Annotated in this window: 24 protein-coding genes; 17 read left to right on the top strand and 7 right to left on the bottom strand. The window is 52.2% G+C overall.

Translation table 11 applies throughout. The features are described 5' to 3' along the window. Positions 1–22 precede the first annotated feature (22 nt). The 3 genes from AArcSt2_RS09045 to AArcSt2_RS09055 are packed head-to-tail and all read left to right on the top strand — an operon-like array spanning position 23 to position 1,280. Positions 23–280, top strand: a complete 258-nt coding sequence (locus AArcSt2_RS09045; RefSeq protein WP_174653802.1) for a DUF5789 family protein — start codon at positions 23–25, stop codon at positions 278–280. Between the two features lie 50 nt (positions 281–330). Beyond that, positions 331–663: a transcription factor S gene (locus tag AArcSt2_RS09050; protein ID WP_174653801.1), complete on the top strand. Its 333-nt coding sequence runs from the start codon at positions 331–333 to the stop codon at positions 661–663. Positions 664–680: 17 nt separating this feature from the next. Further along, a complete protein-coding gene (locus AArcSt2_RS09055) occupies positions 681–1,280 on the top strand; it encodes a DUF6517 family protein (RefSeq protein ID WP_174653800.1) in 600 nt (199 codons plus the stop codon). Positions 1,281–1,290: 10 nt separating this feature from the next. On the opposite strand, the gene AArcSt2_RS09060 is transcribed toward AArcSt2_RS09055, so the two are convergent. Both AArcSt2_RS09060 and AArcSt2_RS09065 read right to left on the bottom strand, forming a co-directional pair. Next, on the bottom strand, positions 1,291–2,019 hold the full coding sequence (locus AArcSt2_RS09060) for a tRNA (adenine-N1)-methyltransferase (RefSeq protein WP_174653799.1): 729 nt from the start codon (positions 2,017–2,019) through the stop codon (positions 1,291–1,293). After that, entirely contained in the window at positions 2,016–2,384 is a 369-nt protein-coding gene (locus AArcSt2_RS09065; protein WP_250584081.1) for a nascent polypeptide-associated complex protein, read from the bottom strand. Before AArcSt2_RS09065 ends, AArcSt2_RS09060 begins: the two co-directional genes overlap by 4 nt. A gap of 100 nt (positions 2,385–2,484) precedes the next feature. Between AArcSt2_RS09065 and AArcSt2_RS09070 the strand changes: the two genes are divergently transcribed. Together AArcSt2_RS09070 and AArcSt2_RS09075 are read left to right on the top strand one after the other, a co-directional pair. Then, on the top strand, positions 2,485–3,285 hold the full coding sequence (locus tag AArcSt2_RS09070; RefSeq protein ID WP_174653797.1) for a creatininase family protein: 801 nt from the start codon (positions 2,485–2,487) through the stop codon (positions 3,283–3,285). 91 nt (positions 3,286–3,376) lie between these two features. Next, on the top strand, positions 3,377–4,468 hold the full coding sequence (locus tag AArcSt2_RS09075; protein WP_250584083.1) for a DUF4397 domain-containing protein: 1,092 nt from the start codon (positions 3,377–3,379) through the stop codon (positions 4,466–4,468). A 37-nt stretch (positions 4,469–4,505) separates the two neighbouring features. On the opposite strand, the gene AArcSt2_RS09080 is transcribed toward AArcSt2_RS09075, so the two are convergent. Further along, positions 4,506–5,174: an O-methyltransferase gene (locus AArcSt2_RS09080; RefSeq protein WP_250584085.1), complete on the bottom strand. Its 669-nt coding sequence runs from the start codon at positions 5,172–5,174 to the stop codon at positions 4,506–4,508. A 101-nt stretch (positions 5,175–5,275) separates the two neighbouring features. Here AArcSt2_RS09080 and AArcSt2_RS09085 point away from each other — a divergent pair, with 101 nt between their 5' ends. Then, positions 5,276–6,952, top strand: coding sequence for an acyl-CoA mutase large subunit family protein (locus AArcSt2_RS09085; protein ID WP_250584087.1), 1,677 nt, complete (start codon positions 5,276–5,278; stop codon positions 6,950–6,952). 60 nt (positions 6,953–7,012) lie between these two features. After that, the gene (gene mce, locus AArcSt2_RS09090; protein WP_174653794.1) at positions 7,013–7,396 is read left to right on the top strand and encodes a methylmalonyl-CoA epimerase; all 384 of its coding nucleotides are present in this window, start codon (positions 7,013–7,015) and stop codon (positions 7,394–7,396) included. A 9-nt stretch (positions 7,397–7,405) separates the two neighbouring features. On the opposite strand, the gene AArcSt2_RS09095 is transcribed toward mce, so the two are convergent. Next, positions 7,406–8,263 carry a 3-hydroxyacyl-CoA dehydrogenase NAD-binding domain-containing protein gene (locus tag AArcSt2_RS09095; RefSeq protein WP_174653793.1) on the bottom strand — a complete coding sequence of 286 codons (858 nt, stop codon included), beginning with the start codon at positions 8,261–8,263 and terminating at the stop codon, positions 7,406–7,408. A 125-nt stretch (positions 8,264–8,388) separates the two neighbouring features. On the opposite strand from AArcSt2_RS09095, the gene AArcSt2_RS09100 reads away from it, so the two are divergent. The 3 genes from AArcSt2_RS09100 (at position 8,389) to AArcSt2_RS09110 (ending at position 10,888) form a co-directional block, all read left to right on the top strand. Then, entirely contained in the window at positions 8,389–9,042 is a 654-nt protein-coding gene (locus AArcSt2_RS09100) for a helix-hairpin-helix domain-containing protein (RefSeq protein ID WP_250584089.1), read from the top strand. Between the two features lie 158 nt (positions 9,043–9,200). Further along, the gene (locus AArcSt2_RS09105; RefSeq protein ID WP_174653791.1) at positions 9,201–10,037 is read left to right on the top strand and encodes a class I fructose-bisphosphate aldolase; all 837 of its coding nucleotides are present in this window, start codon (positions 9,201–9,203) and stop codon (positions 10,035–10,037) included. A 5-nt stretch (positions 10,038–10,042) separates the two neighbouring features. Further along, the gene (locus AArcSt2_RS09110) at positions 10,043–10,888 is read left to right on the top strand and encodes a class 1 fructose-bisphosphatase (protein ID WP_250584091.1); all 846 of its coding nucleotides are present in this window, start codon (positions 10,043–10,045) and stop codon (positions 10,886–10,888) included. Positions 10,889–10,891: 3 nt separating this feature from the next. On the opposite strand, the gene AArcSt2_RS09115 is transcribed toward AArcSt2_RS09110, so the two are convergent. Further along, on the bottom strand, positions 10,892–11,719 hold the full coding sequence (locus tag AArcSt2_RS09115; protein WP_250584092.1) for an NAD-dependent epimerase/dehydratase family protein: 828 nt from the start codon (positions 11,717–11,719) through the stop codon (positions 10,892–10,894). Positions 11,720–11,756: 37 nt separating this feature from the next. Next, positions 11,757–12,410: a helix-turn-helix domain-containing protein gene (locus tag AArcSt2_RS09120; protein WP_250584095.1), complete on the bottom strand. Its 654-nt coding sequence runs from the start codon at positions 12,408–12,410 to the stop codon at positions 11,757–11,759. 60 nt (positions 12,411–12,470) lie between these two features. On the opposite strand from AArcSt2_RS09120, the gene AArcSt2_RS09125 reads away from it, so the two are divergent. From AArcSt2_RS09125 to AArcSt2_RS09145, 5 genes are read left to right on the top strand one after another with little or no spacing between them, the layout of a single operon-like run. Further along, positions 12,471–13,412 (top strand): Phenylacetic acid catabolic protein, encoded by a 942-nt coding sequence (locus AArcSt2_RS09125; protein WP_250584097.1) that lies wholly within the window; start codon positions 12,471–12,473, stop codon positions 13,410–13,412. Between the two features lie 2 nt (positions 13,413–13,414). Next, positions 13,415–13,738: a 1,2-phenylacetyl-CoA epoxidase subunit PaaB gene (gene paaB / locus AArcSt2_RS09130; RefSeq protein ID WP_174653786.1), complete on the top strand. Its 324-nt coding sequence runs from the start codon at positions 13,415–13,417 to the stop codon at positions 13,736–13,738. Further along, positions 13,735–14,556, top strand: coding sequence for a 1,2-phenylacetyl-CoA epoxidase subunit PaaC (paaC, locus tag AArcSt2_RS09135; protein WP_250584098.1), 822 nt, complete (start codon positions 13,735–13,737; stop codon positions 14,554–14,556). The genes paaB and paaC overlap by 4 nt, the downstream gene beginning before the upstream one ends. Positions 14,557–14,559: 3 nt before the next feature. Continuing rightward, positions 14,560–15,015, top strand: a complete 456-nt coding sequence (paaD, locus tag AArcSt2_RS09140; protein WP_250584100.1) for a 1,2-phenylacetyl-CoA epoxidase subunit PaaD — start codon at positions 14,560–14,562, stop codon at positions 15,013–15,015. Positions 15,016–15,019: 4 nt separating this feature from the next. Continuing rightward, a complete protein-coding gene (locus AArcSt2_RS09145; protein WP_174653783.1) occupies positions 15,020–15,181 on the top strand; it encodes a PaaD-like zinc ribbon domain-containing protein in 162 nt (53 codons plus the stop codon). Here AArcSt2_RS09145 and AArcSt2_RS09150 read toward each other — a convergent pair. After that, positions 15,178–15,969 carry a sulfurtransferase gene (locus AArcSt2_RS09150; RefSeq protein WP_174653782.1) on the bottom strand — a complete coding sequence of 264 codons (792 nt, stop codon included), beginning with the start codon at positions 15,967–15,969 and terminating at the stop codon, positions 15,178–15,180. The two genes, AArcSt2_RS09145 and AArcSt2_RS09150, sit on opposite strands and share 4 nt — an antisense overlap. Positions 15,970–16,220: 251 nt before the next feature. Here AArcSt2_RS09150 and AArcSt2_RS09155 point away from each other — a divergent pair, with 251 nt between their 5' ends. Next, positions 16,221–17,087: a sulfurtransferase gene (locus AArcSt2_RS09155; protein WP_174653781.1), complete on the top strand. Its 867-nt coding sequence runs from the start codon at positions 16,221–16,223 to the stop codon at positions 17,085–17,087. A 34-nt stretch (positions 17,088–17,121) separates the two neighbouring features. Next, positions 17,122–17,754, top strand: coding sequence for a rubrerythrin family protein (locus AArcSt2_RS09160; RefSeq protein ID WP_174653780.1), 633 nt, complete (start codon positions 17,122–17,124; stop codon positions 17,752–17,754). The last annotated feature ends 47 nt before the right edge of the window (positions 17,755–17,801 follow it).

Here is a 17,801-nt window from a genome sequence, read left to right on the forward strand (position 1 = left end):
CTTGGACGCAGATGTAACATACATGGAAGATAATGTTAAATTGAGCAGGCTACAAAACGTATTGACAGAGATTTCCTACCCAGTGAGCCATCAGACGGCTGTTGAAGCGTTTGATGATGTAACTGTACTTCTCGCAGATGGTGAACAGAATCTTGGAGACCTCGTTGAACAGATTCCTGCCGACCAGTTTAGAAGCCCTGGTGATCTATACACAGAACTTAATAATGTGATGCCGATCGAGGCACTCGGCGAGCCAGGACAGTCTGACGGTGACGCATAACCCAGTCGAAATCCCCGCTCTTAAGTATCGTTGCGGACGTGAAACCTGCTATGGAATTCTGCGACGAATGCGGTTCGATGATGCAGACAGATGGTGATGTTTGGGTTTGCGGGAGCTGTAGCTTCGAGAAGCCACGAGATAGTGCAAAAGAGAAAGCATTCCAAGAGGCGACAACCGAGAGTCAGTCTGATGAGGAGGGTGTTGTTGACATGTCGGATGTTGATAAATCCGAGATTGGCCCAACAACCAAAACAATCTGCCCATCATGTGGTCACGATCGCGCCCGCTACGAAATGAAACAGATTCGATCGGCTGATGAGTCCGAAACTCGATTCTTCACGTGTGTCGAGTGCGACCACAAGTGGCGCGAAGACGATCACTAACGTATCCAGCACTGCCAATGCGCACCGATCCACCTGCACCTGATGTGCCGATTGATCGATTTTCCGGGTGGGAGTGCGTCGAAGAGGGAGTCGAATATCCGTTCAAGACCCCAGTTGTGACTGTTGCGGCATACACTACGGTCTTTGAAGATCGAGCGGGTGCTGCAACGTTTCAAGATGCAACCGGAATCGATACCGTTTGGCGATTCTGTTTTGTGAGCCGAATACAGATGACACCGCACACTCGTCCATCGGCACTTCTCGATCGGATTGTCCGGCGTGGTGCGGCAGATGGGTTTACCGATCGGCTTCAAGAGCGTGGACTTGACGCAGTCACTAAACGACGGACAGAATCAGTTCAAGTTGGATCCCACGATGGGACCTGCATTCGATACGGTGCGCGCTGTCGAGTTGATGGAACGACGATCCCGCTTGAGGGACTTGTTGTCGTGTGGACAATGGATTCGACATACTACATTGGTGGCGGTGTCTACCCGGTTGCGATTCCGACTGACGTATCACACAGTACGGGAGACTCACTCACCGATCCTGAGCGTGACAGAGAGATGCTGTTTGCACTGTTCAGTGCTGTCGGTGAGACGAGCACAGACGAATAGGTGGACGCTGTTACTCGTTGCGTGCAAATGTTAGATAGCCAGTGTGACCCACACCCCGTGTCGACGGTCGTGAACCACGGTCATCGAACTGCATCTTCCGTTGGAGTGTCTCCAACGTCTGGATATCAGATAACCCAGCGTCTCGTGCCGCAGTTACGACCTCTCTGGTATTTTCAACAAATGGTGAATACACCGCGAGATAGCCACCGGCGGACAGTAGCTCCGACGCATGTGCAACAACGTCGGGTGCATCACCCGTATCGAGCGTCAGTACGTCGAATGGTCCCTCTGTAATTAGTGCGTCAACATTCTCAACAATGTTCCCCGATCGAACCGTCACGTTCTCTTCGACGCCGGCGATACGCATGTTTTCGCGAGCAGTCTCCGCGAACTCGGCATTCTGTTCGTACGTGGTGACTGTTGCACCAAGCCGGCCAAGATAGGACGAGAGAATACCGGTACCGGTTCCTGCATCAAGTACGCGATCGGTCGATTCAACACCAGTATGCCCAATTACAAGTCCGATATCTCTCGGCATCATTGGTGCGCCCGTCCGTTCTAAGTGATTGAACAGGTCCGGGCCGCGGAGCCGCCGAACGGTAAACTCTGTGCCGAGATGTGTCTCAAGTGTGTCTCCCGGCTCGACATTTTCGGGGACAGTGAGTACGCCGAGGTCGGTTTGGAGTTCCTCACCAGGTGCTCGGACGTACTCTCTGTCGCCGTGAACGAGGACGATCACTCGAAGCTAGCGATCGCCACTGCGAGGTCGCCGTCCGCTTCTTCGAGTGCCGCGCGCGCATCGTCTTCGGAGACGCCTGCCCGCGTCGCAACAATCTGGATATCGTCTGCAGGGATTGCAGCGGGTGCACTCTCTTCTGCAGGCTCATCGTCGGATGCCTCGCGAGTTGTTGGATCGCCAACGATTTGGTAGGTTTGCGTTCCTTGTGCGTTCATTTGTGTGACTTGGGGTGCGTCGAAGACGATCTCTTCGCCATCGGTTGTCGTAATAACAACCTGCTCGGCGTCGATCTCGTCGACGTCGATTCCCATCTGTTTCATCATCTGTTGCATCTTCCGCGGGTTCATTCCGCCTCCTCCAAACATATCGCTACGTCGGGCGTCCGGCAGGAAAAGTATGGCGAACTACGGGCACACTGACTACGGCAAGGAGTAGCTTCATCTATGTGGTTTTCTTCTACTGCGTATGTATATTGCAGACAAAACATGGCCAGAACTCGGCTCCTACTTTGCAACCGAGTCGATCGCAATCGTCCCGCTTGGCTCTACCGAACAACATGGGCCGCACCTCCCACTTGCAACCGACCACCTCATTGCTGAAGCACTCGCGCGTGAAGCTGCCGATCGAACTGGCTATCTCTGCACACCAACAATCAATATCGGTGTCAGTCCACACCACCGACAGTTCCACGGGACGATGTGGGTTGATGGCCCCGCGTTTCGATCGTATATGGAAAGCCTCGTTCGGAATCTAACATACCATGGGATCGATCGGGTGGTGTTTGTCAATGCACACGGTGGAAACATACCGCACCTCCGTGAGGTTGGACGAACGCTTCGAGATGATGAGGTTGCATATGCAATTGAGTGGATGTGGGATGAGTCAATTCCGGACCTTGTCAACGACGTATTTGAACATAACGGACCACATGGTGGACCAAAAGAGACGGCAATGATCATGCATATCGCGAATGAACTTGTGCGCGAAAATAAGTTGGAATCCGCACGTGATGGTGGCCTTGTTAGTTTTTCCCCACAAACTGGACGTAAACACGGTGCGAGAGTGTATTATGATGCAATTGATAATGTAACAAACGGTGTGTTCGGAGATCAGACAGATGCAACTCCAGAGATTGGTGAAACACTCTTTGAAGCGGCAACGGAACAACTCGTTAAACTGCTTGAATGGCTTGCTGCACAGCGGTTTGCAGAACTGCTACCAAAACCAAAAGTCGATCAGAACAGAGAGTTATTCACTGCCGACTAATCTACAAACACGAGTATCTTCCTTTTTTGATAGTCAGCAAATATGAAAAAAAGTTAACATATCTTCGGAGCAACTGTTAGTCTGTAGCGACATGAATAATCCACGACGTAGAGCGGTACTCAAGACGGCTGGTGGCTTGGTTGTTATCGGAGCCCTTGCAGGGTGTAACGGAAACGGCAACGGCAACGGTGTCGATCCGACCGAAGAAGAAGAAGATCCAACTGAGGAAGAAGAGGAAGACCCTACAGAAGAAGAGGAAGAGACTGAAGAAGAAGAGGAAGAGGAAGAGGAAGAGACTGAAGAAGAAGAGGAGGAAGATGGCGACGCGGGACTCCGTGTTGCGCACGCATCCCCTGACGCACCTGCTGTCGATGTAAGCGTTGATGGTGAGCCAGTAATCGAGCAGCTTGCATTCAGGGAGGTCTCTGAATATGCAGGGTTACCTGGTGGTTCATACCAGGTCACCGTTGCTGCATCTGACGATCCAGATACAATCGTCTTCGACTCCGAAGTCGAAGTTGAAGACGGTATGGACTACACTGTTGTCGCACTCGGCGAACTAGCTGATGATGCAACCCAACCGTTTGAGGTAGCAGTGTACGAAGATGATAACAGCGATCCAGGTGCGGATAATTCCCGTGCCCGTGTCCTGCACGCATCACCTGATGCACCCGCAGTTGACATTGTTGCTGAAGGTGTTGGCCCACTCGTTGAAGGACTTGACTTCGCTGAAGCAGAGTATGCAGAAGCTCCGGCAGGCGACTACACCCTTGGTGTGGTACCAGCAGCAAACGGTGCTGAAGAAGAAGAAGAAGAGCAAGAAGAACAAGAAGAAGAGCAAGACCAAGAAGAGGAGGATGAGCAAGAACAAGAAGAGGAAGACGCACCAGAAGATGAGAATGGAAATGGTGATCTCGAAGACGCTGTTGCAACCGTTGACGTAACACTTGAGGGTGGCACAGTGTACACGGCGATCGCAGTCGGCTATCTCGATCCTGAGGCAAGCGATTCGGATGAAGAGTTTGGAATCGCTCTTGTTGAAGATGCGGTCGATGGTCAACGAGTTGGTGCGGAGGAGGAAGAAGAAGCACCTGAAGAGGAGGAAGAGGAGGAAGAGGAGGAAGAAGAGGAAGAAGAAGAAGCACCTGAAGAGGAGGAAGAAGAGGAAGAAGAAGAGAACTAATCGGTTCACCCTCTCTTCGACACGAATTGGGTTCCGCTCAGTTCACACACATACTGATCGAAATCCCGGATCCAATCGGGAGGACGATCGTCTCGAACGCAGCATCAGTTCGAACTGTTTTCAAATACCGACCGATACCTTCGGTTTCTTTGTCAGTTGCTGGATCCGGGAGCCCCTGCTCTCCAGCCATGTAACCACGTAACCGATCGAAATCGATCGGTCCAGACATAATATTATCCGCGATCACAATACCACCTGGAGAGAGTTTTGGCTTCACACGTTCAAACGCCTCTGCGTATCGGTGTTTTTGATGATCAATCAAGACGATATCAAACGGCCCATCATAGCGTTCGATCGTCTCCATTGCATCCCCATGCTCAAAACTGACATGCGCAGTCAGTTCAGCACGAGCAAAGAACTCACGGCCCATTTCTAGTTCATCTTCGTCAAATTCAGTAAGGACAATACGACCGTCATCCATCCCTTGAAGGAACCAGTATGCCGAGTAACCGTAGCCGGAGCCAAACTCAAATACACGTGTTGCATTCGTGAGTCGGGCAAGCAGTCTGAGTACACCGCCGGATTCAGGGCCGATAATTGGAAAGCCCTCTTTTTCAGCGTACGAAACCATCTCCTGTTGAATATTATCGTGTTCTGGCCCCGTTGCGCGGAGGAACTGAAGAATGTCTGTAGAGAGTATCGTCATATTCTACCGGTCTTGACGGACCAACTTGAAGATTCACCTCGCAAATAATCATAGCGTCCGTGATTCAATATTTAAGTCACCGGAAACCCTCATGGTCGACAATGTTTGATCCCGAAGAACTCGATCGAATCCAGTCAGCGAAGGATGACTGGGAGACGGAGACGCTTTCGCCGACGCTCGATCGATTTGGGGAACGAAATGAACAGTTTACGACAGACACTGGCGGCAATGAGGTCAAACGGCTCTATACGCCTGCTGATGTGTCAGACAACAGCTATCGACAGGACCTCGGATTTCCGGGTGAAGAACCCTACACACGTGGTGTCTATCCAACAATGCATCGTGGGCGGCTTTGGACAATGCGGCAGTATGCGGGTATGGGAACCGCAACAGAAACGAATGAACGATTTCTCTACCTGATCGAGAACGGATCATCCGGGCTGTCGATGGCGTTCGACCTTCCAACACAGATGGGATATGACTCCGATGCGGCTATGTCCGCTGGTGAAGTCGGGAAATCAGGAGTCGCGATCGATTCGCTCGCAGATTTTGAAACCGTGTTTGATGGAATTCCGCTAGGCGAGGTGTCTACGAGTATGACGATCAACGCTCCGGCCTCAGTATTGCTTGCGATGTATGTTGCCCTTGGCGACAAGCAGGGTGTCGATCGAGACGAGCTTCGTGGAACGATCCAGAACGACATCATGAAAGAGTACATCGCCCGGAATCTCTATATCTACCCGCCAAAGCACTCGATGCGACTGATTACGGATATTTTCGAATTCTGTGCCGAAGAGGTTCCAAAGTTCAACACGATCTCAATCTCCGGCTATCATATCCGTGAAGCCGGTTCCACTGCGGCCCAAGAGATTGCATTCACGCTTGGCAACGGAATCGAATACGTGCAGGCTGCCGTCGATGCAGGACAGGACGTCGACTCATTTGCGCCACAGCTCTCGTTCTTTTTCAACGCACACAACAACATTTTAGAAGAGGTTGCAAAATTCCGCGCCGCACGCCGAATGTGGGGCAAAATCATGGACGAACGGTTTGACGCAACAAATCCGAAATCAAAACAGTTGAAATTCCACACGCAGACTGGTGGCTCAACACTCACCGCACAGCAGGTCGAAAACAACGTTGTTCGGGTTGCATATCAGGCATTAGCCGCCGTCCTCGGAGGCACACAGTCTCTCCATACGAACGGAAAAGACGAGGCGCTTGCGCTTCCGACTGAGCAGTCAGTCAGAACCGCGCTTCGGACCCAACAAATTCTTGCGCATGAATCAGGTGCCGCAGATACGATCGATCCGCTTGCTGGCAGCTACTATATCGAAGCACTCACTGACGAGATTGAAGCACAAGCATTCGACCTGATCGAATCGGTCGACGAGCGTGGCGGCATGCTCGAAGCCGTTGAAGACCAGTGGGTCCAGCGACAGATTCAGGATGTCGCCTATGATCGCCAACAGGAGATCGAAAACGGCGATCGGGTCATTGTCGGCGTAAACAAGTTCGCCGTTGAAGATGAAGGGCCGCAGATGGATCTCGAAGAGGTTGACGAAGAGAACGAACGTGAACAGATCGAGCGACTTGAAGCGCTCCGAGCAGACAGGGACTCGGGGGCTGTAGACGATGCACTCGATCGGGTACGGGCTGCTGCACAATCCGAACAGAATCTGATGGAGCCGATCGTTGAAGCGGTCAAAGTGTACGCAACGGTTGGTGAGATTTGTAATGTGCTCCGCGATGAGTTTGGCGAGTACAAACCGATCTAAGGACGAATAGTAGCAATCGATCGATCTTTTTGATACGCCCCTCGAACAGTAGTTGTATCTATGCACTTTGATCATGCAGGAATTGCAACCAACGATATGGATGGCCTCAAAACGCTTTTCAGCGATCTCTTTGCTGCGCCGGTCGTTCACGAAGAGACGTTTGACGGAATGCGTGTAGTGTTTCTCGAACTAGAGAACGGCTATTTTGAGTTGCTTGAGCCACACGAAGGAGGTCCAATTGCGACGTATCTCAATCGGTCCGGGCCAGGTATTCATCATCTGGCGATCGAAACAGATGATATTACGGCTGCGATAGAGCATGCAATCGAGTGTGGGGTTGAGCCGATCGATTCGGAACCGCGCCAAGGTGCGTGGGGTCACGACGTGGCATTTATGCATCCAAAAACAACAGGTGGGGTACTCGTTGAGTTTGTTTCGCACTGAGCCTGAGCGTCAGTAGTCGTAGAACCCGCGACCAGTCTTTTTTCCAAGGTCTCCTGCTTCGACTTTTCGTTTGAGAAGGTATGCCGGCTTGTATCGATCGCCAAGTTCGTCGTAGAGCGTTTCGGAGGCATTTAGACAGATATCCAAGCCGATATGATCTGCGAGCGTAAGCGGGCCCATCGGGACGTTTGTGCCGAGTGTCATCCCACGATCGATGTCGTCTTTCGATGCAACCCCTTCATCGTATGCACGGATGCCCTCGTTGATCCATGGCATCAGAATCCGGTTTGTCACAAACCCAGGTTTGTCATCTGACTCCCATGTCTCTTTGCCCATCTCTACTGCTAACTCGTGTGCAAGGTCGACAACCGCGTCGTCTGTTCGCTCTCCGACAACGACTTCGACACCTTTCATAATCGGTACTGGATTCATAAAGTGAAGTCCGATAACAAGCTCTTGGCGCTCCGTTGCGGCCGCAATTGTTGTGATCGAAAGCGTACTGGTGTTCGTCGCGAGGACCACATCTGAATCAACAACTGCGTCCAATTCCTCAAAGATGGACTGTTTAATTTCCATGTTTTCGACAGCCGCTTCGATAACCAAGTCACACGCAGAGAGGTCTGCCATCGCGGTCGTGCCAGTAATCCGATCGATGGTGGCTGCTTTTTCGGCTGCTGTAAGCCGCTCTTTTGAAACCAATCGTGAGAGACTCTCCTCAATACTATCGAGGCCGCGATCGACATACTCCTGCTCGATATCTCGCATCACGACATCGTAGCCAGTTGTCGCAGCGACTTGTGCAATGCCGTGCCCCATTGTTCCAGCACCAATAACGCCGATTGTTTCTATCTCGGTGTGCGATCGCATACGGTGATATCCAGATGGAAGTATGGTAAACATAGCGAAAAACGATGCAAAATATCAACCGTGGTAGTTCGACGGAAACGTTGAAGTTACAGGCTGCGAACAACAGAGCAACTGGGAGCGCGTTTGTGTCAGAGAATAATGGAAGTAACCGGGCATCTGAGTTAATCACACTCAAATACATAGGAGCAAAAACAGCAGCAGTTCTACAATCTGCATCGATCGCTGCTGCCGATATTACGACCAAGGCCGTCTCGTTTCGGATGCTTGTCGACGCAGGTGTCAACCCGGGTGTGGCAGCAAAAATTCGGCGCGAGTATTCGCTTTCATGGTCGTTTAGCTCTGGGGACGACCTCACACGCCGATCAACACAAGTGCGTGGGCTCGGAGCTGATGAGGCTGCATGGGTTGCTGCAAGCGCTGGGGATTGGGCGAAAGAGACCGATGCAAACGCAACCACACCCAAATCTACGACCGGACAGGCTGATGCACCACAAACCCCGTGGGCTAGCACTGTAGATCGTTCGGTGGATGCAGAGACAGATGGGAGCGGTGATTCGTTTGCTGCAGAGGCGGCATGGCGAAACCGGAGCAGGCCAACACCACTAACAACGCTTGAGTCGATCTCACAATCTGATGCAGATATTCTTGCAGAAGCAGGGATCATTTCCGTGCGTAGCCTTGCAACGGCGAATGCAGAGCGTGTTGCAGATGTCTTGGAACTCGATCGAGAAACCGTCCAACTGTGGCATACCGAAGCCAGAGAATCACACAACGTTTAATCCACATCCCTATTTTAACTCAAATTGTAGTAACTTTATTCTCCGTCCTAAATAGTCATAAATTGCTGTATTATGTGTTCTCGTTACTATTCAGGCGAAATTTGTATCAGCAAATTTGACCAAACGCTTTTTATATCTTGTTACCGCAGTTCGTATTGATGATCCCGCTGGTAGATTCGCCAATCACACGCGATGGGAAAGCACTTATTCTGGCATACGATCACGGTCTCGAACACGGCCCAGTTGATTTTAAGCCGGTCCCAGAGACAATGGACCCCGCACAGATTTTTGAGCTTGGTACACATAGCGCAGTGACCGCGCTTGCCGTTCAAAAGGGTATTGCAGAAGGCTACTACCCATCATATGAGGATGATGTTAATCTGCTACTGAAAATCAACGGTACATCAAACATGTGGATGGGCGAGCCGGATAGTGCTGTCAACTGTTCGGTTGACTATGCCAACGAACTTGGTGCTGACGCCATTGGATTCACCGTTTATGGTGGCTCAAACAACGAAGTTGAGATGGTCGAAGAGTTCCGAAACGCCCAAGAAGATGCGAGAAAGCATGATATGGCTGTTGTGATGTGGTCATATCCACGTGGACAGGGACTCAAAAATGACACCAGTGCAGATACGATCGCCTATGCCTCTCGCTTAGGACTTGAACTCGGTGCAGACCTCACAAAAGTCAAATATCCTGGTTCGGCAGATGCGATGCAGCATGTGTGTGATGTTGCCGGAGATATGGGCGTCGTGATGAGCGGTGGCTCAAAAATTGGTGACCGAGCGTTCCTTGAACTTGTTGAGAACGCTATGAATGCCGGTGCAGAAGGGCTTGCAGTGGGGAGGAATGTCTTCCAACGCGAGAATCCGACCGGAATCCTTGATGCGCTTGAAGCAGTAATCTTCGAGGAAGCAACAGCGGAAGAAGCACTCACCGAACTGGAGGAATCAGACAGAGACGCTGCAAAAGCAGACGCAACAAGTGATTAAGTAATATGGCCGACCAGAGCGTCAGTCAGATATTTTCGGCGATCGCCGACACCGCGCCAGCGGTGCGTGCTGCCCTCCCTGGACGACGGGTTGAGTACGGCGGCGAGAACCCGAGCGGTGAATCACAGCTTGCGGCGGACGTATATGCGGATTCGCTTTTTAAAGATCGGCTCGAACAGGTCGACGCTGTTGGCACCTACTTCAGCGAAGAGGAGGAGAGTGCAGTTGCAGTTGGTGATGGATCACTTACTGTGGCGATCGATCCGCTCGATGGCTCCTCAAATCTCAAATCAAACAACGCACTCGGCACGATCGTCTCAGTCTATGATGAGCCGCTGCCCGCAAGCGGCGACTCGCTGATTGCGGCTGGCTACGTTTTGTATGGCCCAATCACCACCATGGTAGTTGCTCATGATGGCGTTGTGACAGAGTCGGTGCTTACCGATGGCAACCAAGAGGTTGTCAAAGATGATCTTACACTTCCATCAGAGCCGACTATCTACGGGTTCGGCGGACGCATTCCCGATTGGACACCGGAGTTCACCGAATACGCCCGTGAGATAGAATCCGAATTTAAACTTCGATACGGTGGTTCAATGGTTGGGGATGTAAACCAAGTGTTGACCTATGGTGGTATCTTTTCGTATCCCGCTGTAAAGAGTGCGCCAGACGGGAAACTTCGGACACAGTTTGAAGCACATCCGATGGCGTATATTGTTGAAGCCGCTGGTGGAAAATCCTCGGATGGAACGCAATCGATTCTCGATCGAACGCCAACTGAGGTTCACGAGCGAACACCAGTCCATCTTGGCAACGACGAACTTATTGATCGGCTCGAATCGTCACTGTAGTAGCTACTGTGGTGGTTCGGTCCATGCATGCCCATTCTCTTTTGGATCGTATCCGATCGTCTCTCGTGCATGTGAGAGGTCAAACCATGTATGCTCGTTGCCGCTCACCCCGTAGAAAGTCTCGTACTCAACCGTCGTGTCATCCAGACAACAGGCCACAAGGTGAGCAAGATCGCTTTGGGAGAGCCAGGTACATTTCATCCGTGCAGCCAGCCGCGCATACTCCTCGCTTCCTCGTGTCGTCTCACCGCGCGACACAGCCCGCTCTGCGTCGCCGTACGGATGGTCATACGGGTCCGATCGAACACTACCAATCCGGAGCGAGTAACACTGCATACTATGACGCTCAGCGTAGAGCCGCATCCAGGCTTCGCCTGCAACTTTTGACGCACCATAGTCAGAGTCAGGCCGCACTGGGGAGGTATGATCGACTGTTAGCTCGTACGATGAATCATACAGCTGTGGTGCATGTTCGGTCTCATAGCGGCCAACAGCGTGGTTCGAGGAGGCGAACACAACCGATCTAACCCCGTTCTCTGCTGCGGCATCGAGGGTGACTTTTGTCCCTCTAACATTGTTTCGCTCAACACTATCGTAGCTTGCAGTGACCCTCGGATCACCTGCAAGATGGACGATCGCATCCATCCCGCTCACAGCGGTATCCATTGCATCCCGATCGGTGACATCTGCAACAAGTGTCTCCCGATCAGCGTGTGGATGGTCTGTGGGCGGTTCGACGCGATCGAGAAGTGTAAGTGAGTACTGTTTTGGGAGGTGTTTGACAAGTGAAGTGCCGACGGTTCCATGTGCACCGGTGATGAGGACGTTCATACTACTGAACTGTGTTTCACCGACAAGTAGCTACGTTTCAGTGTTTTGCATCGACAAATACCTGCGGTAAGAGCCCACCGAGTCCACGCCGGAGGCGCTCAAGGAATGCGGTCTTACTGATTCCGATCGCATCTGCAACCATACGAGCAGTTACATCTCTTGGCACGGAAAAATATCCCAGTCGAAGTGCGGTACGAATTGCCTCCTCCTGTGCCGGTGTGATATCCCACCGTGTTGCGATTGTACCCTCATCTGCCTCACCTAATGGATACAGCCGTTCGAGCGTCACACCACCGGTCTCTGTGGCTCGGTCGAGCACACCGCGCAGTACATCATGGCCAACAACGGCACCAACATACTGTTCGTTGCCGTTTCGGTACTGAATTGACTCCACCATGAAGCCAACATCAGTCAACTGATGGACTACACACGGCTGTTTTGAGAGACATCGGTAGTTCGTCCGATCGTCACCTGCAGTTGCTGCGTGGAGGTAGCGGATCCGATTGTCCGAATCAAGCGTAGAGGACAACTGCTCGTCAGTCGGGGCTGAAAACCGAAGCAGTGCATTTCCATCTCGTCGTGCTTGTGGTGGTGTGGCATCGATCGTTCCTGAAACCGACCGGCTGGCCGCCGCAAGCGGACAGTCATCCCCTGTGACTGTGAACTCAATAATCAGGCACTCCTCGATCATTTATAAATCCAGTCTATACGCTGGTTAAAACGTATATCTACAAAACGTTAATGGTTTTTCATGGAGTTAGACGAAGTCATTGAGCGTGCAGGGCCACGTCAGTTCAGCCCAAAGGATGATCTTCCGATCGAGTATCGAAAAGCTGCAACGCGGATGATTCAGTTCCACGCGAACAGCGAAGTGATGGGTGGCTATTTGGACAAACAGTTTACCCGTCATGCGCCGAGCCTAGACCGGAAGCTTGCCTGCACCGCAAAAGTCCAAGATGAGATTGGGCACGCACAACTGCTCTACCGTGCTGCAGAGACATTAGGTGTCAAAACCCGTGACGAGATGCTTGATGAGTTGCAAAACGGTGACGGAAAGTTCCTCAACTGTTTCCACTACCCGGTAGATTCGTGGTATGAAGCGCCGATGATCGATTTCTTTGTTGACGGTGGCGCAATGCGTCGACAGGCAACACTCAAATCGACAAGCTGGGAGCCGTACGCACACGCGATGGACAAGGTCTGTTTCGAGGAAGGGTTCCACGTCAAACACGGCGAGTCCATTCTAAAAGAGCTGATGACCGGCTCGAAAGCAACTCAAGAGCGCGTCCAAGAGACATTTGACGTCTGGTGGCCACGAATTATTCAGTTCTTCGGCCCACCAAACAAAGACAGCAAACACAATGACTTTGCACAGTCTGTCGGACTCAAAACGGCATCAAACGACTATCTCAGACAGTCGTTCCTCAATATGTACATTCCAAAGGCCGAAAAGTACGGCCTTGAGATTCCTGAGACACCACACATCGAGTATGATGAGGAAACGGGTCGTTACGAACTCGAATACGATGATCTCGACTGGGATGAGTTCTGGACGATCGCCAAGAACGACTACGAGGGAAGCCACATCCAAATAGACGCTCGTGCGAACCGACAAACCGCGGTTGAGTGGGTCCGATCGGCAATGGATTCGCTTGAACAATCGACCTCACCAACCCCACAGGCGGCTGATTAATCATGATTTGGGAAGTATTCAGACAGGAAAAGAAAGGCGACTATCACAAACACTGTGGAAACGTCCACGCACCTGATCGAGAGATGGCACTCATGTTCGCCGAAATCCAGCATGCCAGACGGATGCATGCAAACAGTCTGTGGGTTGTGCCACAGGCGGAAATTGCAGAGGTCGATGCTGAGGAAGCGAGCTTTGGGGGGACCACGGACAAAGCGTTCCGCTGGGCGATGACATACAACGACATTGATGCGAGTTTTGCTCAGGAGGTTGCAGACTCGGAAAAAGAGCAGGAAAAAGCTGCTAAAACGCGGGAGGCACAGATATGACGGGACCGATATCTGGGCCTGATGAGCTCTCAAAACGCGAACAGAAGGCGCTTGAATCGCTCCTCTTCCGCCTCGCGGATGATGAGTTTGTGCTTGCGGAACGCTACACCGAGTGGCAGATTTATGCGCCAACGCTTGAATCCGATCTTGCGCTTGCGAACATTGCACAGGACGAGTTTGGACACGCTCGGCTCTGGTATGATCTCCTCGGAGAGCTTGGCTACACGGAGCCGGATCTGATCTGGGAACGACCACCCGAGCAGTGGCAGCACTCGACGCTTGTTGAGCTTTCATTCCCGGATGGTGGCTGGGCGGATACGATCGTTCGAGGCTATCTCTACGATACTGCAGAGCAGCTCCGACTCGAAGCGCTCGCTGACTCCTCGTATCTCCCGCTAGCCGATCGAATCGAGAAAGTGTTACTCGAAGAGCGCTACCACCGACAGCATGCTGGCAACTGGCTCGAACGACTGGCAAGCGGTGAGGGACACGATCGAGTAGTCGCTGCCGTTGAACGGCTCTTTCCACATGCAATGAGTTTGTTTGCACCCGGACCGCACGAAGACAACATCACGGAATTTGGGTTCCGGAGCGAATCACTGCAGGAGCTTCGGCGCGCATGGCTTGACACCGTTATTCCAACGCTTGATTCGCTTTCGGTCCCGGCCCCAGAGCCAGCCGAGGTTGTTCGTCCCGATGCGACCGGTCGTGATGGAAGTCACACCGATGACTGGTTCGAACTGTATGATGCGTTTACACACACGTACACTGAACTTGAGAACCCAACGCCAGTGAGACTGCGTGGAGAGGGTGCATAACTGATGAGTAGCGATCGACAGAAACCACCAGCCGGCTCACCGGCCTGTGGCTATACCGACTATACTGAGGGAGCGACACCAGAAGCGTTCCCAAAAACCGGCGAGGGGGCGACAGGTATTGAACGAGCGGTGTGGGATGCGCTGTATGCCGTTGATGATCCGGAGATGCCCGTAAGTGTGGTCGATCTTGGCTTAATCTACAACGTGTTTGTCGAGCCGATCGACACCACAGATCGATCACAAAATGCGCCATCGAATCGTGCAGTGATCGAGATGACACTCACCTATTCGGGCTGTCCGGCTCGAGAGCTGCTGACGAACGATGTAAAATGCGCTGCAGAAACGGTTCCGGAGATTGCAGACGCGGAGATCCGGCTCCGATACTCACCGCCGTGGAACGTGAACATGGTCACTGACGATGGGCGGACCGCGCTCAGAAAGTTTGGGTTGAGTGTGTGATCTGATGCGATTTGATCCAAGCGCAAACGTCGACCCGGATGCAGAGATCGAATGTCCGTACTGTGGCTCCACAGAAACAGTCCAAGATCATCCGAAAGGAACTGGTCTCTGTCGATCGCAACACTACTGTGAGTCCTGCCAGCAGCCGTTTGAACGATTTGGCTAGCTGCTCGTCTGTTCTAGTGGCCCATCCCACGCAGCAAGACTGCCCTCATATATTCTCACGTTTTCGAACCCAATCGATCGTAACAGCAAATATGTATGGCTGAGCCGTCGTGCCGTGTTACAGTAGAGAACAATTGGTGTTGATCTCTCTGTCGGAATAGCGTGTTTGATGAGGACCGATTCGATCTCTTGCTCGGATTTTCCACCGCGGGTGTCCGGATCAACGAGCTCCATCCAATCGAGCCGAATGGCACCTGGGAGATGTCCGTCTGCGTACTCATCCTGTTCTCGCGTGTCAATAAATGTCGTGTCGGTCTCTGCTAGCAATGACTGAACGGTGTCAGTGGAGACGATCGGAGACGCTGGTGGCGGCGTTGGAAGAGAACCCTCCGTCTTGTTTTTTGTTGGTGTGTCTCGATCGATCGGATGGCTGCGTTTCCAAGCGGTAAAATCCCCATCAAGGATGCCGACCGAATCGTATCCGTAGACGATCGCTGTGAGCACAAACCGCGACGCAAACACGCCGTGCATGTCATCATATGCTACGATCGGTTTCTCCGGAAAAATACCAGCCTCCGAAAGGAGCGACCGAAACACTGCTGCGCCAGGGAGCGTTCCCGGCTCATCGCTTTGTGCATCTCTGAACCGATCAAATGGGATGTTGACCGCACCGGGGAGATGGCCGATCGCATCGTACTCCCATGGCTCTCTAACATCAACCAGCTGTATTTCGGCTGCTTCAGCTCGATCGGCAACCGCATCCACAGACAGGCGAAGCGGGAACGACATACTCTCACTTGTGCTTCAGGGGCCCAGTAGCTCACGACAGTGTCGAAATCCTCCGTAGAAATCAAATACCAGATATTGGTGCCGCTATTGGTTACACTGCCAGTCTCATTATACAAAGATGTTTGGACCGCATGTACAAGCCTCGCTGTTTCGGTCATAGCTTGCTGCAAGCATCTCCGGTGTTTCGATTGAACGGCCGAATTCACCGTCGAGAGCGCACCTAAGTGATAATCGGTCGAAGACTGCACTGTATGAAAAACACAGAATACGCGAATGATGTACTCGTTTCCGCTGGGTGGGTTGACGCCAATCTTGATGCATTCCAAGCCGAAGATCCCGACTATCGACTCGTTGAAGTCGATGTTGATACCGAAGCATATGACGAGTCACACGCACCGGGTGCGATCGGGTTCAACTGGGAAACCCAACTCCAAGATCAAACGACCCGTGATATCCTCACAAAAGAGGATTTTGAAGAACTGCTCGGATCACACGGGATCACCGAAGATTCGACAGTTGTCCTCTACGGTGACAACGCAAACTGGTTTGCAGCCTACACCTACTGGCAGTTCAAATACTACGGCCATGAGGATGTGAAACTGCTCGATGGTGGTCGAGAGTACTGGCTCGAAAACGACTATCCAATAACTGACGAGACGCCATCGTATCCAGCGCAAGAATACACCGCTGCAGGTCCGCGTGAGTCGATTCGTGCATACCGAGACGATGTTGAGAATGCGATCGATCGTGGACTGCCACTCGTTGATGTTCGGAGCCCAGAGGAGTTCTCCGGTGAGATTCTTGCACCACCTGGACTGCAAGAAACCGCACAGCGAGGCGGCCACATCCCGGGTGCACAGAATATCTCGTGGGCTGCCGTCACGAATGATGATGGAACGTTTAAAACGGCCGACGAAATCAAAGCGCTGTATGCGGAGAAAGGGATCGACGGAGACGAAACCACTGTTGCATACTGCCGAATCGGCGAGCGATCGTCCGTCGCATGGTTTGCACTGCATGAACTGCTTGGCTACGAAGATACCATCAACTACGATGGCTCATGGACTGAGTGGGGTAATCTCGTCGGTGCACCGATCGAGAAAGGCAGTGCAGAATAACGCTTGAAGTCCATACAGATCTAATTATCCACTCATGACTGCTGCTGACATCCTCAAAACCATTCGAACAGATAACGCAACCGCACTCTCACGGCTCGGGTCATCGAAAGCACTGTACGCCGAAACTGCTGGCCAACTCGATGCAGAGACGGTGTGCAACGCAGCAGCAGCTGCGGAGTATGCCGCCTACAAAACACTCTCCGAATGGGCAGCAGATGAGTCGAACGATGATGCAGTCGCTGTGTTTGAATCGATCGCAGAGATCGAGTATGAACACTTCGAGACGGTCAAAACACACCGCGACAGCGTGGCAGTCGAGGATGCAGCGGTTCCCAAACTGCAGACCGTTCTTCGATCCTACACCGACACGATCGATCGAACAGGCGGACTGCTCGGACGATGTCTCGTTGCCAAGAAATCAAAAGAACAGTACACTGGCTACTTTGTCGGAGATGCGGACCCACAAACAGCACAGCTGTTTCGTGAGCTTGGATCAGATGTCACAAAACAACAAGAACAGACACTGTCACTGATCGATTCGGTTTGTGAGGCACGTGTGGACTACGATCGCGCAGTGGAAGCCGCGACGGCAGTCATTCAAGCGGCATACGAGGAGTATACCGACTCCCTAGAGTCGCTTGGCGTGAACCCAAAACCGGTGTGTTGAGGCCAACTGCTCTCCGAAGCCTACTAACCACCGGGGGCGGTATCGAA

Origin of the sequence: Natronocalculus amylovorans, from assembly GCF_023638035.1 — an archaeon.
Lineage (GTDB): Archaea > Halobacteriota > Halobacteria > Halobacteriales > Haloferacaceae > Natronocalculus > Natronocalculus amylovorans.